Source organism: Rhodococcus sp. IEGM 1354 (assembly GCF_030056855.1).
Lineage (GTDB): Bacteria > Actinomycetota > Actinomycetes > Mycobacteriales > Mycobacteriaceae > Rhodococcoides.
Map to the genome: position 1 here is coordinate 420,525 of NZ_JASHKT010000003.1, position 14,688 is coordinate 435,212.

The 14,688-nt window shown below is 64.2% G+C and carries 14 protein-coding genes; 12 read left to right on the forward strand and 2 right to left on the reverse strand.

Annotated elements, in window-relative coordinates:
* The first annotated feature begins 108 nt into the window (after positions 1-108).
* The 3 genes from sucC (at position 109) to QM588_RS09165 (ending at position 2,666) form a co-directional block, all read left to right on the forward strand.
* Positions 109-1,272 (forward strand): ADP-forming succinate--CoA ligase subunit beta, encoded by a 1,164-nt coding sequence (gene sucC, locus QM588_RS09155; protein ID WP_032377331.1) that lies wholly within the window; start codon positions 109-111, stop codon positions 1,270-1,272.
* Positions 1,273-1,280: 8 nt separating this feature from the next.
* Positions 1,281-2,192: a succinate--CoA ligase subunit alpha gene (gene sucD / locus QM588_RS09160; RefSeq protein WP_032371251.1), complete on the forward strand. Its 912-nt coding sequence runs from the start codon at positions 1,281-1,283 to the stop codon at positions 2,190-2,192.
* Positions 2,193-2,324: 132 nt separating this feature from the next.
* A complete protein-coding gene (locus QM588_RS09165) occupies positions 2,325-2,666 on the forward strand; it encodes a DUF2200 domain-containing protein (protein ID WP_283312723.1) in 342 nt (113 codons plus the stop codon).
* 6 nt (positions 2,667-2,672) lie between these two features.
* Here the strand turns inward: QM588_RS09165 and QM588_RS09170 are convergent, their stop codons facing one another.
* Together QM588_RS09170 and QM588_RS09175 are read right to left on the reverse strand one after the other, a co-directional pair.
* Entirely contained in the window at positions 2,673-4,088 is a 1,416-nt protein-coding gene (locus tag QM588_RS09170) for a phytoene desaturase family protein (RefSeq protein ID WP_283312724.1), read from the reverse strand.
* Between the two features lie 9 nt (positions 4,089-4,097).
* A complete protein-coding gene (locus QM588_RS09175; protein ID WP_167735525.1) occupies positions 4,098-4,274 on the reverse strand; it encodes a hypothetical protein in 177 nt (58 codons plus the stop codon).
* Between the two features lie 345 nt (positions 4,275-4,619).
* Between QM588_RS09175 and QM588_RS09180 the strand changes: the two genes are divergently transcribed.
* From QM588_RS09180 to sfnG, 9 genes are all read left to right on the forward strand, one after another.
* Entirely contained in the window at positions 4,620-4,832 is a 213-nt protein-coding gene (locus QM588_RS09180) for a hypothetical protein (protein WP_135046535.1), read from the forward strand.
* 98 nt (positions 4,833-4,930) lie between these two features.
* Entirely contained in the window at positions 4,931-5,782 is an 852-nt protein-coding gene (locus tag QM588_RS09185; protein ID WP_283312726.1) for a hypothetical protein, read from the forward strand.
* Entirely contained in the window at positions 5,772-6,761 is a 990-nt protein-coding gene (locus tag QM588_RS09190) for an alpha/beta fold hydrolase (RefSeq protein WP_283312728.1), read from the forward strand. Before QM588_RS09185 ends, QM588_RS09190 begins: the two co-directional genes overlap by 11 nt.
* Positions 6,700-7,329 (forward strand): hypothetical protein, encoded by a 630-nt coding sequence (locus QM588_RS09195; RefSeq protein ID WP_283312729.1) that lies wholly within the window; start codon positions 6,700-6,702, stop codon positions 7,327-7,329. The genes QM588_RS09190 and QM588_RS09195 overlap by 62 nt, the downstream gene beginning before the upstream one ends.
* Positions 7,322-7,810 (forward strand): hypothetical protein, encoded by a 489-nt coding sequence (locus tag QM588_RS09200; protein ID WP_135046531.1) that lies wholly within the window; start codon positions 7,322-7,324, stop codon positions 7,808-7,810. The genes QM588_RS09195 and QM588_RS09200 overlap by 8 nt, the downstream gene beginning before the upstream one ends.
* 64 nt (positions 7,811-7,874) lie before the next feature.
* Entirely contained in the window at positions 7,875-11,717 is a 3,843-nt protein-coding gene (locus QM588_RS09205) for an nSTAND1 domain-containing NTPase (RefSeq protein WP_283312731.1), read from the forward strand.
* Between the two features lie 133 nt (positions 11,718-11,850).
* Positions 11,851-12,045: a hypothetical protein gene (locus QM588_RS09210; protein WP_283312732.1), complete on the forward strand. Its 195-nt coding sequence runs from the start codon at positions 11,851-11,853 to the stop codon at positions 12,043-12,045.
* A 135-nt stretch (positions 12,046-12,180) separates the two neighbouring features.
* Entirely contained in the window at positions 12,181-13,404 is a 1,224-nt protein-coding gene (locus QM588_RS09215) for an acyl-CoA dehydrogenase family protein (protein ID WP_283312734.1), read from the forward strand.
* Between the two features lie 108 nt (positions 13,405-13,512).
* Entirely contained in the window at positions 13,513-14,637 is a 1,125-nt protein-coding gene (sfnG, locus tag QM588_RS09220) for a dimethylsulfone monooxygenase SfnG (RefSeq protein ID WP_283312735.1), read from the forward strand.
* The last annotated feature ends 51 nt before the right edge of the window (positions 14,638-14,688 follow it).

The following is a 14,688-nucleotide window of genomic DNA, read 5'->3' on the forward strand; positions in this document are numbered from 1 at the left end:
CATAGCATCCATGCGCCCGATGCGCTGTCGGGGCACCTGGATAAAGTCCATGCTCAGACCCGCTCACACCCCTGGAGCGGGCGTCAACGTAGACGAGACGGTGAGCTGATGGATCTCTTCGAATACCAGGCGAAGGAATTGTTCGCCAAGCATGGCGTACCCACCTCCGCCGGTCGTGTCACCGACACGGTCGCCGGAGCAACACAGATTGCCGAAGAAATCGGCAAGCCAGTAATGGTCAAGGCGCAGGTCAAGGTCGGCGGCCGCGGCAAGGCCGGCGGCGTCAAGTACTCCAAGGACGTCGCAGCAGCAACCGAGAACGCAGAAGCGATTCTCGGACTCGACATCAAGGGCCATGTCGTCAAGAAGCTTCTCGTCGCAGAAGCCTCCGACATCGCCGAGGAGTACTACATCTCCTTCCTGCTCGATCGCACCAACCGCACCTACCTCGCGATGTGTTCGGTCGAAGGTGGAGTCGAGATCGAGGTGACGGCGGAGGAGAACCCCGACGCACTCGCACGTATCCCCGTCGACGCAGTCAAGGGCGTCGACCTCGCGTTCGCACGTGAGATCGCCGAGAAGGGCAAGCTGCCCGCCGAGGTGCTCGACGCCGCTGCGGTGACCATCCAGAAGCTGTGGGAGGTCTTCATCAACGAAGACGCTCTCCTGGTCGAGGTCAACCCGCTGGTTCGCACCCCCGACGATCAGATCCTCGCCCTCGACGGCAAGGTCACGCTCGACGCCAACGCCGACTTCCGCCAGGCCGGCCACGCCGAGTTCGAGGACAAGGACGCAGCCGATCCCCTCGAGGCCAAGGCCAAGGAGAACGACCTCAACTACGTCAAGCTCGACGGACAGGTCGGCATCATCGGAAACGGTGCCGGACTGGTCATGTCGACCCTCGACGTCGTCGCATACGCAGGCGAGGCACACGGCGGCGTCAAGCCGGCCAACTTCCTCGACATCGGCGGCGGCGCTTCGGCCGAGGTCATGGCCGCAGGCCTCGACGTCATCCTCGGTGACGAGCAGGTCAAGAGCGTGTTCGTCAACGTCTTCGGTGGCATCACCGCGTGTGACGCAGTCGCCAACGGCATCGTCGGCGCGCTGAAGAAGCTGGGCGACGACGCCAACAAGCCGCTGGTCGTCCGTCTCGACGGCAACAAGGTCGAAGAGGGCCGCAAGATTCTCGCCGACGCCGCGCACCCGCTGGTGACGCTCGCCGGAACCATGGACGAGGGCGCCGACAAGGCCGCCGAGCTGGCAGCGAAGTAGAGGAAACAATGTCTATCTTTCTGAACAAGGACAACAAGGTCATCGTCCAGGGCATCACCGGCGGCGAAGGCACCAAGCACACCGCCCTGATGCTCAAGGCCGGCACCCAGGTCGTCGGTGGCGTCAACGCACGCAAGGCCGGAACCACGGTCAAGCACGTCGACGCACAGGGCAACGACATCGAATTGCCGGTGTTCGCTTCGGTTTCCGAGGCAATGGAGAAGACCGGAGCCGACGTGTCCATCGCGTTCGTGCCGCCGGCATTCTCCAAGGACGCCATCGTCGAAGCGATCGACGCGGAGATCCCGCTGCTCGTCGTCATCACCGAGGGCATCCCCGTGCAGGACTCCGCATACGCGTGGGCCTACAACGTGGAGAAGGGCAAGAAGACCCGCATCATCGGGCCGAACTGCCCCGGAATCATCACTCCCGGTGAGGCATTGGTCGGCATCACGCCCGCCAACATCTCGGGAACCGGCCCCATCGGCCTGGTCTCCAAGAGTGGCACCCTGACCTACCAGATGATGTTCGAGCTCCGCGACTTCGGATTCTCGACGGCCATCGGCATCGGCGGCGACCCCGTCATCGGAACCACCCACATCGACGCCATCGAGGCGTTCGAGGCGGACCCCGAGACCAAGATCATCGTCATGATCGGTGAGATCGGCGGCGACGCCGAAGAGCGTGCAGCCGACTACATCAAGGCCAACGTGACCAAGCCGGTCGTCGGCTACGTCGCAGGCTTCACCGCTCCCGAGGGCAAGACCATGGGCCACGCCGGCGCCATCGTCTCCGGCTCGCTGGGAACGGCGCAGGCGAAGAAGGACGCACTCGAGGCCGCAGGCGTCAAGGTCGGCAAGACGCCGTCCGAGACCGCTGCCCTCGCGCGCGAAATCCTGGAATCGCTGTCCGTCAAGTAGGACTCGCTTCCGAAAGAGCCCGCCACCGATTTCGGTGGCGGGCTCTTTCGTGCGCCCCCCAGTTCGCGTGAATGGACCACTGCACACGTCTCGGCGGTGCAATGTCACATTCACGGGTCTAGATTGACTGGCGTGCACAGGATATTCACGACCGCATTCAGCTCTGTCTATCCGCACTACGTTGCGAAGGCCGAACGTAAGAAGCGAACGAAGGCCGAGGTCGACGAGATCGTTGGGTGGCTCACCGGATTCGACCAGGCGACCCTCGAACACCATCTCGAGGTCGACTCGACGTTCGAGGACTTCTTTGCGGCGGCGAATCTGAATCCGAACGCATCTCTGATCACCGGAGTCGTTTGCGGCATTCGCGTCGAGGAGGTCGAGGACCCACTGATGAAGAAGATCCGTCTACTGGACAAGTTGATCGACGAGCTCGCCAAGGGCAAGGCAGTGGAGAAAATTCTTCGCAGTTGAATCGCATCATCGGTGGAGGTATTTCAATGCCGATTTGGCGGCGTTGTATCCGCACATTCCGTGCGCGCCTGCCCCGGGAGGTGTTGCGGCCGAGCACAAGTACAGCCCCGGAGCTCCGAGCGAATAGGGATCGATTGCTGGACGCGGTCGCAACAGAAGTTGGCGGGCGGTGTTCGCGCCGGTGACGATGTCGCCGCTTACGTAGTTGACGTTGTGCATCGCCATGGCTGAGGTCGACCTGGTGTGGCGCATCAGAATTCGATCGCGGAAGCCCGGTGCGAACCGTTCGATCCGGGACTCGACGGCAGCCGTCGCATCGCCGCTGTACCCGGCGGGTACGTGGGCGTACGTGTACACGGGGTGGACGTCCCCGAACGAGCGCGACGGATCCACCACAGATTGTTGGCCCACCAGCACGAAAGGGTGCAGCGGCATCCTGCCCCGGGTGATCTCGGCTTCGGAATGGGCGATCTCTTCCAGACTGCCGCCGACATGCACGGTCCCGGCCGAACGCGAGTCCTCGTGCTGCCACGGTATTCCTCCGTCGACGGCGTAGTCGATCTTGAACACACCGGGGCCGTGGCGGTACCGGCGGAGGGCGCGAGCCACTCGGTCCGGCACTCGGGATTCGGTGATGGCCGCAGCTGCGGCAGGCGCGACGTCGAGTAGGACGACGTCGGGGTCACCGAGCATGTCGAGGGAACTCACGTGGATCCCGGTTTCCACCGTCCCGCCCAAGTCCGTCAACGCTGCGATCATTGCGTGCGCGATCGCCTGGGAACCGCCGCAGGCGACGGGCCAGCCGTATCGGTGTGCGGCCGCACCGAGGGTGAGGCCGATCGCCGAGGACGCGAGGGCTCCGAACGGGCGAAAAGCGTGCGCAGCGACTCCGGCGAAGAGTGCCCGGGCCGGCTCGTCTCGCCAGACCTTGGCCAACACATGCGCCGGTAAGCCGGCCGCAGCTCCGAACCGCGCGAGGTCGAGGGGATGGCGAGGCACATGCACAGCGGGGATGAGGATGTCCTCGGTGATCTGCGGGAGACGGCGGGTCGTACCACCGAATACCGATCGCCACCGGCGACCGTCACCCCCGAGCCCCTCCGCAGTGCGCTCGAGCGATCGCCACGCAGCTGCGCCTCGGCCGCCGTCGAGTGGGTGCGAATACGACAGGTCGGGGGTGAGCCACCGCAACCCGTATCGAGTGAGATCCACGCGACGGGAGAACGGCGTGTCACGCGCGAGCGGGTGGAAGGCCGAGCATTCGTCGTGCAGCAACCCCTGCAGCGTCAGTTCCGCGCTGCGAACGCCACCGCCGGGGACGGTAGCGGCCTCGAGCACCCGCACTGTGACTCCGGCGGCGGCCAGAGTCACGGCGGCGGCGAGGCCATTGGGTCCGCTACCGACAACGACCGCGTCGGTCATCCGGTGGCGTCATTCGTGGGCAGCGAGCTTCGGGGCTCGCCACAGGACGAAGACGGCCAGCACTCCGCACAGCACCGCGAAGAGTCCGAAGTACGCCGTCTGTGTGCTGCCGAATCCCCAAGCGAAAATGGCCGCGACAATCACGAGTATTGCGGCCTTGATGTATTCCACTTTCTTCCGATCCATGATCGTCCTTTCGCCGATGCCGCTGATTCTTCGAGAGCGCCTGCTCTTGTTCATCCAGTCTGCCGACATCCGCTGCCCGATGCACCGTCCCCATGCTGTAGCGCCTGGTCGGGGCGGTCGGCGAGGTTTCCGGACCGGACGGCAGCGGGCCGCGCCTCGGCGGATGGCGGAGAGGAATTTCGGTGCCGGATCCGGTCCGGAAACCCTCGAACCGGGCTGGTGCTGCGGCGTTGCGCCGACGGTCCGCGCGCGCCATTGCGAACCGATCGGCCCGTTATGGATTCTGGTGGCGCACCACATGCAGTACCTGTCCGACAACGAAGCAATCACATGAGGAGAACGAGAATGCAGACCATCAAGATCGCGAATCGTGACGTTGCCGCAGCTGCCAACCAGCATTTCACCGACGTCGTCACCGGTGTCGATACCAAGGGAGAAATTCCGGTGCTCACCACTCCGGTCACGGTGGTGACGACGCCCGAGGATCTCGCCTTGCTCACCGCGACGCTGAACGCGACCACCGCAGTCGTCAACGCTACAAACGCACACCGCGGCTGACCCCAGACGCAACCGGACGCGGTCCGAGCGTCCACGTGACGCTCGGGCCGGTGTCCCGAGCTTCCGTGCCGATTCCCGACCCAAGAGGACGCACTTTCATGAGACTTCCCTCCGAGTATCTTGCGAGATCCCGTCGCATTGCCGCTTTCGGCCAGTGCGTGTCCGCCGCCGAAGGTCTGGCACGCCGTGACCTCTATCGGCCCGGCGAGCTGCTGAGCCCACAGATTCGCCATGCGTACCCCAGGTTCGCGCGGAAGCACCCACGTCTGACCGCGTTGTTGGAGGACTACCGATTCGTCGTCGGCTGCGACACGGTGAAAGCTGCTGCCGGCATCGTGACGCTGCTACTGCCGCACACCCGTCGACTCACCGTTGCCACCTCGACTGTCTCGGCCGTGGTGTTCGGGCTCGAGCGTTACCGCACCAACTTCGGCCGTGACGGCTCCGATCAGATGCAGGACATCATGGCGACTGTCGTCGCGTTGTCCTCGGCATTTCGGGACCGCGAAGTCGCCGCCGATTTCGCACTACGCGCCATCAACACACAACTCGCGGTGTCCTACTTCGCCTCCGGAGCCATCAAGTTGGTCTCGGACGACTGGCGCTCGGGTCGCGCGTTCGTGTCGGTGATGCGCACCGAGGCGTACGGCCATCCGCGGGCTGCGGCACTGTTGGACAAGATCCCGGCGTCGTCGCTGCTCGTGTGCTGGGGCACGATCCTCGGCGAGACGTTGTATCCGCTGCTGTACTTGATGCCCAAGTCGGCGCAGGTTCACCGCGTCCTTCCCGTTGCAGGGCTCTTTCATCTGGCTATCGGCCACTTCATGGGTCTGCCGCGTTTCGTGTGGGCATTCGGTGCGACGCATCCGGCTGCGTCTTACGTCCTCGAAGGCGGTGCGGCTGCGACATCCATCGCGGCCCGAATCGGGGAGGTGGCACGTGCTGCGTAAGAGCGTGTTCGGGCAACTTCGGCGAGGAGCGATTCTGCCCAGCCTCGGAGTGCTCGGCGTGATGGGGATTGCTTCGGGTGTGCGGACCGCGAGGAAATCCACGTCGTTCCGGCCCTCGATCCCGGGCTATGTCTCGGTCGAGACGCCGACGGGGCGACTGGAAGCGAACGTGGTTCGCGGTCGAGACGCAGACAGGTCGAGCCCCCTGGTCGTGTTCGAGAACGGTCTGGGCACCCCCATCGAGACGTGGCAGTGGGTGGTGGAGAACCTCCCCACTCTCAACTGCGTCCGATACAACCGCGCGGGATACGGTGAAAGCAGTCGTGGTATCGATGTCCTGGCCGGATATCGATACGCTGCGACCGAATTTCCGGAAGCGAGAACCGTTGTCTACGTTGGTCATTCGATCGGGTCGCTGGCCATTCACGACGTCTTGGCCCGGCTCGAGCCCGCGGATCGTCGGCCCGACCACATCGTCCTCGTCGACGGCACCGATCCGGTTCTCTTTCGCGACATGGCGTGCATTCCCGAGCGGCTGGGCAAGGTGACCCAGTCACTCGAACTGGAGATCCTGTCCAGTCTGTTCGACAATACGAGGCGATCGCGAGCATTCGAGGACGACATGGACTATCCGAGGTCCATCCACGAAGCGCACCTGGCATTTTCGTCGTGCGTGGCCACCCAGCTCCAGGCCCGTCGAGAGTTTCTCCGGTTCGTTGCCGCTCCCGAGTTCGCTCCGCTCGGTGTCCCGGTGTCGGTCGTTGCGGCGGACAGTGGCATCGAGGGTGCGGAGGGGCATGCTGCCGCGCAGCGAGCGCTGGCAGACCGAGTGAACGCGACGAGCCTGACCGTCGTCCCGCACTCCAATCATCTGTCGGTCATCGGTTTTCGATCACGAGCACGAGAGGTAGCAGAACATGTCCTTACTGTCGCCGAACGGTCGTCGCTCCAAGCAGGACGCGTTGTGGGGATCGGCTGAGATCGGTGTCGGGGCACTGGTGACGGTCTGGGGTGTCGCCACAACCCTGCACAACCTGCCCGATCAGAAGTTCAACTACCAGCTGGCGTGGTCCAAAGTCGGTCTGACCGTGCCGAACTGGAGATTCTTCGGCCCCAATCCCGGCATCTCGGATTCGCACTTGCTGGTCAGGAGTTTCGATGTGGACGGCAGCGTGTCCGAATGGTCGGAATTGCCACTGGCACATCATCGTCCGCCGTGGGCGTTACTGTGGAATCCGGGCAGCCGGGGCCCCAAAGCGTTGTTCGATCTGATTCAGGCGGTGATGAGTTTGTCGATGAAATCCGGTGGTGGGCTCGGTTCGATCGAGAACAGTCCTCCGTACCGCATGCTCGAAGACCACGTTCGCCTGCACGCCGAGATCGGCGGCAGCACTGCCAGTGTTCAATTCATGCTTCTGCAGTCCACGCCTGATCGCAACGGAGAGCGTGAGCTGAAGCCTCTGGTGGTGTCGAGGAACATTCCGGTCGGGGAACCGAAGGGAACCGGTATTCGACGGGCATCCGACGAAAGGGCTATCAGTGCGTGAATTCTTCGTCCGTCTGTACCAGGACGGTTGGCAAGCGGACGGAGCGGTGCGCCCGGTGGGGCGATTGTTGATCGTGGCGATGTCGCTGGCCGTTCTGAGTTCGGTTCTTTCCCTGGTGTTCGTGCGGATCATCGTCGAATTCCAGCTCCGCAGATCGGGCTACGACCCGGATGGGGCACTACCGCCGTACACGAAGGAAGCCTTCTACGTTGCCGACTGCGTCCGAATCGTCACGGTACTGGCCATATTCGCCAACTACGCGCGGTTGATCAGATGGCTGGGAACGCAGAACAAGTCCAAGTACCGGTCGCTCCTGGTCATCAGTGTGATCACGGTGGTGGCGTACTGCTACCTGCTCACCACGAGCTATCCGCTGTGGGTCCATGTCATCCAGGCCGTTCAGGTCGTCGTCATGTTCATGGTGTTCGTTCTGCTTAATCGCAAATCGGTTCGTGACCACTTCACAGTCACCGCGACTTGATTCTTTTGCTTACTATCTACCGAGGCTCATGGGATGACCAGCACTCGGACGGTAGGGGGAATCGGTGGGGGAGACCGACTCGAGGGAAGTATTCGGTGAAGCGCTGGCGCGGCTGTACGTGCTCGCCGGCGATCCACCCCTGAAGAAGGTTGCATCCACCGCCACGTCGCTGCAGCGCAGGCGAGCACCCACCGGGGCCGCGGTGTCCGCTCAGCGCATCAGCGATTGGCGACGGGGTCGGTCGGTGCCGGCCAAATTCGAGTCGGTACTGCCGGTTCTGCAGGTGCTGGTCGCCGAAGCGCGGAAACGTACGCCGGAACCGCCCACAGACGGACTGTACGACCTGTCGGTGTGGTCGCTGTGGTGGACACAGTCGCAGAAAAGTCGGACGGATACCGCTGTGCCCGCGTACTCGGGTGAGTGCCCGTATCCGGGGTTGGCGGCTTTCACCGAATCTCAGAGCGCACTGTACTTCGGCCGATCACGCAGCACGACAACGCTGCTCGACCGGATCTCGGAGGCCCGACGCGACGGGTCCGTGCTCGTCCTGGTCGGCATGTCCGGCGCGGGCAAGTCCTCCCTGCTTCGCGCCGGCTTGGTGAACGCAGTTCGGGACGGACGTATCGATGGTGTGTCCGACGTGGACGTCCGGACTCCTCGTGCCGGGATCGTTCCAGCCGACGTGGACGCCGACGCGATGCTCGTCGTCGATCAGTTCGAGGAACTGTTCACCGATCGGACCGACGTCGACGCACGATCCGCCTACGTCGCCGAACTCGTTGCGCTGGCCGAACACGTCCCGGTGGTCGTGGGTTTGAGGGCAGACTTCTACTCTCGGTGCCTGGAATTTCCGGGAATCGGGGTTGCGCTGGAGCATCATTCGATGGTGCTCGGTCCGATGACCGACGCGGAACTTCGTGAGGCCGTGGTGGAGCCGGCAAAAACGGAGGGTCTCAAAGTCGAACCGGCGCTCGTCGACACGATCATCGCCGAATTCGGATCGCGGTCTGCGGGTTCGTCTGCGTCGACGGCCTTACTCTCCTCCGGAGATCGTCGCGCCGGTCGACTCCCGCTCCTGTCGCATGCGCTGCGCGCGACGTGGAGCAGGCGTCAGAACGGCAAGCTGACAGCAGCTGCCTATCGAGCCGTCGGCGGAGCGGCTGGATCCGTGGCCGAGGCCGGGGAGGCGGCGTGGCGGCAGTTGACCGACGCCCAGCAGCGCGCGAGCAAAACACTGTGCATGCGGTTGGTGGCGTTCGGTACCGATACCGACGACAGTTGCCGACGGCGTACTCGAGCAGAGCTTTTGGCGGGGTTCGAGAATTCCGCACCGATCGAAGATGTCCTCGAAGTCCTTGCCGCAGCACGGTTGGTGACGATCGACGCAGAATACGTATCGTTTGCGCACGACGCTGTGCTCCGGGCGTGGCCCAGGTTGGCGCGGTGGATCGAGCAGGATCGAGACAACGCCTCGCAGCGGCAGCGAGTGGAGGACGACGCCGAGGCCTGGTTGCAGCACGACCGCGCGCACGAGTTTCTGTATCGAGGGACTCGATTGGCTGCTGCCCAATTGTGGTCCGGCGACGCCGCGGACGTTCCGCCTGTTGCGGCCGAATTCATCGACGCCGCGTCGGCGCGCGCTACCCTGACGCGTTCGGTGATCCGCGCAGGTGTCGCGGCCCTGGCCGTTCTCGCGGTCCTGGCCACCGTCAGTACCGCGGCGGCGGTCGTGGAAAGCGACTCGGTGGCCACCCAGCGCGACGACGCGGTGTTCGACGAGGTGTTGGCCAAATCCGACCGACTTCTCGAATCGGACCCGTCACTGTCGGCCCAGTTGCTGCTCGTGGCACAACGATCGAGACCTGACGATCCGCGCCTGCGTAGCCGTTTGATCGGTACCGAACTCTCGCCACTCGCCGCGGCCATGACCGGGCACGTGGGTGCTGTGTACGGGGTTTCCTACAGCCCCGACGCCTCGACCGTCGCCTCGGCCGGAGCCGACGGCACGGTGCGGTTGTGGGATGTCCGCGAACCGGATTCGCCACGCCCCCTGGGGGTTCCGTTGGAAGGCCACACGGACTTCGCTACGTCTGCGGTCTTCGCTCCGAACGGTACCGTGCTCGCGACGGCCAGCGGAGACGGGACCGTCGAGTTGTGGGACGTTGCCGACAGGGAGCATCCGGTGCGGCATTCGATGGTCCTCGACGATGACGCCGGGCCTGCGTATCAGGTTGCATTCGCGCCGGACGGGAAGACTCTCGCAGTGGCCCACGAGGACTCGACCGTTCGGTTGTGGGACGTGGCCGATCCCGATGTCCCACGCCCGATAGGTGGGCCCCTGCGAGGGCATGCCGGAGCTGTTCGCACGGTGCAATTTTCGCCCGATGGACGAACGTTGGCGTCCGGCGGTGACGACAACACCGTACGACTGTGGAACACGACCGACGTGTCCCGGGTGACGCCGCGCCCGGTAGCGCTCACCGGCTTCGCGAGTGTCACGCATTCGGTGGCGTTCGCGCGGGTGGGGTCACTGCTGGCTGTGGCCAGCGACGACGGTACGACCCGGCTGTGGAATGTGGCCGACGCGGACGCCCCGACACCGCTCGGGCCACCGCTGCCTGCCCAGTCCGCGGCCTCGTGGTCGGTCGACTTCGGCTCCGACGGGAAGACGATGGTGACGGCCGGCAAGGACGGCACTGCGCAAGTGTGGAGCTTGATGGACCCGGCCCGGCCGGTGCGACTCGGTGCCCCGCTGACCGGCAACGGGGGCGGCCTGCTGACCACCGCGCTCGCACCCGACGGTAGATCGGTTGTCACCGCGGGAGACGACGGCACCGTCCGGATCTGGCAGACCCCTGACGCGGTGCAGCAGATTCACCGCGGGCCGGCGCGCGCACTGTCCTTCGCGTCCGCACGCTCCGCGTTCGCCACCGGTTCCTACGACGGAACCGTCGCGCTGTGGCAGAGAACGCCCGAAGGCGCAGTGGCGCAAACCACCTCGATTCCGGTATCGGCCGGTCAGGACGACGGCCAAAGCGTCGAACTCACCCCGGACGGCGAGCTGTTGGCTGCTGCGTCGACAGTCGGTGGACCGGTGCGCTTGTGGGACGTACGCGACCCGGCAGACCCGATCGCGCGAGCCGAGATCCCCACCGAGGCTCGGTTCACCAGCGAGTTGGCATTCGATCCTGCGGGGCAGGTGCTGTTGGCCCCGTCGGACGACAAGTCCGCTCGGTTGTGGGACGTACGCGACCCGGCGATGCCACGTCCGATCGGATTGCCGCTGAGCGGTTTCGACGGATTCATCACCGACGCTGTCTTCTCCAGCGACGGGCGCACTGTGTGGGTGGCGTCCGCAGACGACACCGTACGCGGCTGGACACTCTCTGCGGACGGATCGAATCCGACTGCCATACCGGTGCTGCTGCACGGTCATTCGGGTGATGCGTCGACCATTGCGCTGAGCTCCGACGATCGAGTGCTGGTGAGTGCGAGCAACGACGTCGTCCGGGTGTGGGACGTCTCCGATCCGTTGCATCCGGAACCTCTGGGACGACCGTTCACACCGGAGGGCGGAGCGGTGCGGTCCCTCTCGTTCGGTCGGGACGATTCGACGCTGGCAGTTGCAGGGTCGGACGGGTCGATCGAATTGTGGGATTTCAGCGACCCCGCGAATGTGCAGAGCATCGGTCCGGTCAGCCGCGTCCCGCGTGCCGGCGTGACCGTGGCGTTCGATCCGACAGGTGCCGTGCTCTCCGCCGTCGGGCAGGACGGGGTATTGCAGACCTGGACGATGGACGACCCGGGCGTGGCCGATCGGATCTGCCGAACGTCCGGCACCATGCTGACGGAAGAGATGTGGGCGAGGATGTTGCCCAATCTGGAGTACGACCCACCCTGCAGGTAGGTCTGTGCGTCCGGTCCGGAAAGCGCGTCGGTGCCGGTCGGAGAACGTTCCGGTGACGACACGACTGGCCGAATGCCGGGTTTGTGCGGCACCGTCGATTCCGTCGGATTACCAACGAACGAAGGAGAAGTCGATGAACCCGATCACCATCACCGGCCGAGACGTTGCCCGCGGAATCAACGATCACTGGAACGAGGGCGTATCGGCCGAATCGGCGCTGCCGGTCTTCACCAGTGCCCCTGTCATGGTCGTCGACACGTCCCTGGTGTCGGATGGAACCAACCTGGCGGTCGTGCAGACCCCGGTGCTTGCGGCGACTGCCGGCTGAGCGATTCGCCTGCGGTCGGGACTGCAGTTTCCCGGGCCGACGCGTTCGGGACTGCAGCCCGCCGACCCAAGCATCTTCGAATCACGCTGAATCGAACTGTGGTCATTGGTTCGGCGCAAGACTTCACTGTGCGTCATGACAACTACCGAAAACCGTGCACTCACCAAGAACTGGCCCGACGCTCCCACCACGGCTGCCGGATGGATTTCCCGCGCAGGTGAGGTGGCTCAGCTTCTCGCTGTGGACGCAGTCGCTCGCGACAAGGGTCGCGAGCTTCCGTCCGCAGAGGTTCAGTTGCTCAAGGACGCCGGGCTCGTCACGCTGCTCGGTCCCGTCGAACACGGTGGCGGGGGTCAGGATTGGCCGACGGCCTATCAGGTGATCCGTACCGTCTCCAAGGCCGACGGCTCGATCGGTCAGCTGCTGGGCTACCACCTACTGTGGTTCTGGGCCGCGCGCCTGGTCGGCACACCGGAGCAGATCGAGGCCGTCGAAGCCGACGCCACGAAGAACAAGTGGTTCTTCGGCGGTGCCGTCAATCCGCGGGACAACGACGTGTCGGTCACCGACGAGGGCGAGACCATCGTGTTCGACGGTTCCAAGACGTTCTCCACCGGCAGCCGTGTGTCGGACGTGACCGTGCTCGAGGGTGCGCTCGAGGGCAGTACCGATCACGTGTTCGCAATCGTGCCGTCGAACATCGAGGGTCTGTCCTTCCATGACGATTGGGACAACATCGGCCAGCGTCAGACCGAAAGTGGCAGTGTCACGATCGACAAGGTTCGCGTCGACTGGGCGAGTGCAGCGGGGTTCGTGGACAAGGTGTTTCAGCCACGCGTCTACAACACCCTCAATGTTCCGACCATCCAGTTGGTGTTCGTCAACTTCTACCTCGGAATCGCGAGGGGTGCTCTCGAGGAAGCCGCGTCGTACACCAAGGACAAGACTCGCGCGTGGCTGCACAGCACCGTGGACAAGGCTGTCGACGAGCCGTACATCATCGACATCTACGGCGATCTGACCGCCAAACTGTGGGCCGTCGAAGCCCTGGCCGATGCAGTGGCGTTGGAAGGGAAGAAGATTCACGACAACGCGTGGAACGTCACCGCCGAGGAGCGCGGTGACCACGAGGTGCGGGTGGCGGCAGTCAAGGCTCGCGCCACCGATGTCTCGCTCGAGATCACGTCGACGGTGTTCGAGGCCCTCGGCGCCCGCGCCACGGCCAGCAAGTACGGGTTCGATCGCTTCTGGCGCAACGTCCGTACCCACACCCTGCACGATCCGGTTGCCTACAAGCGACGCGAAGTCGGCCGCTGGGTGCTCACCGGTGAGCTGCCCGAGCCCACCTGGTACTCGTAGTTCCCACATTTCCGGCCCCGATCCGACCCCCGATTTCCGGATGAATGTGCCATTCACGCCATCTGAGTGCGTGGATGGCGCATTCATCCGATGAAGGATGACGCACACATGAGCACCGAAAAGATCGCCGACGCAATCAAGTTCGCGTACTGGGTTCCCAACGTCTCGGGTGGACTGGTCACCAGCACCATCGAGCAACGGACCAGTTGGGACTACGAGTACAACAAGAAGCTGGCGCAGACCGCCGAGAACAACGGCTTCGAGTATGCCCTCAGTCAGGTCCGTTACGAGGCGAGCTACGGGGCCGAGTTCCAGCATGAGTCGACGAGCTTCTCGCTCGCGTTGCTGTTGGCCACCGAACGTCTGAAAGTCATTGCCGCCGTGCATCCCGGGCTCTGGCAGCCTGCTGTATTGGCCAAGCTGGGAGCAACCGCGGACCACCTCTCGAACGGCCGTTTTGCGGTCAACGTCGTCAGTGGTTGGTTCAAGGACGAGTTCACCCATCTCGGTGAGCCGTGGCTCGAGCACGACGAAAGATACCGGCGCAGCGCCGAATTCCTGCAGGTACTGCGCAAGATCTGGACCGAGGACGACGTGGATTTCCGGGGCGACTTCTATCGGATCCACGATTTCACGCTCAAACCGAAGCCGCTCAACACGCCGGAACGCCCCAATCCTGAACTGTTCCAAGGTGGTAACTCCTCCGCTGCGCAGGAGAATGCCGGCCGGTACTCCGATTGGTACTTCAGCAACGGCAAGGATTTCGACGGCGTCACCGAGCAGCTCGACAACCTGCGTCGGATCGCGCGCGATCACCGACGTGAGGTCAAGTTCGGGCTCAACGGCTTCATCATCGCGCGAGACACCGAGAAGGAAGCGCGAGATGCGTTGCGAGAGATCATCGACAAGGCCAACAAGCCTGCCGTCGAGGGTTTCAGGGGTGCGGTGCAACAGGCGGGCAACTCGACGGCCGACAAGAAGGGAATGTGGGCCGACTCGACGTTCGAGGACCTCGTTCAGTACAACGACGGGTTCAAGACGCAGTTGATCGGCACCCCGGAGCAGGTCGCCGAACGCATCGTCGCCTACCGACGCCTGGGCGTCGACCTCGTTCTCGGTGGCTTCCTGCACTTCCAGGAGGAGATCGAATACTTCGGGGCGAAGGTACTGCCGCTGGTTCGGGAACTCGAAGCGGCCGAATCGAACGACCACGAGCTGGTCTCGTCCCACTGACCTGGAGTTCCTCGAGCGGTCGGGTCCGTGCAGTAGCGTGAGATCTCGGAC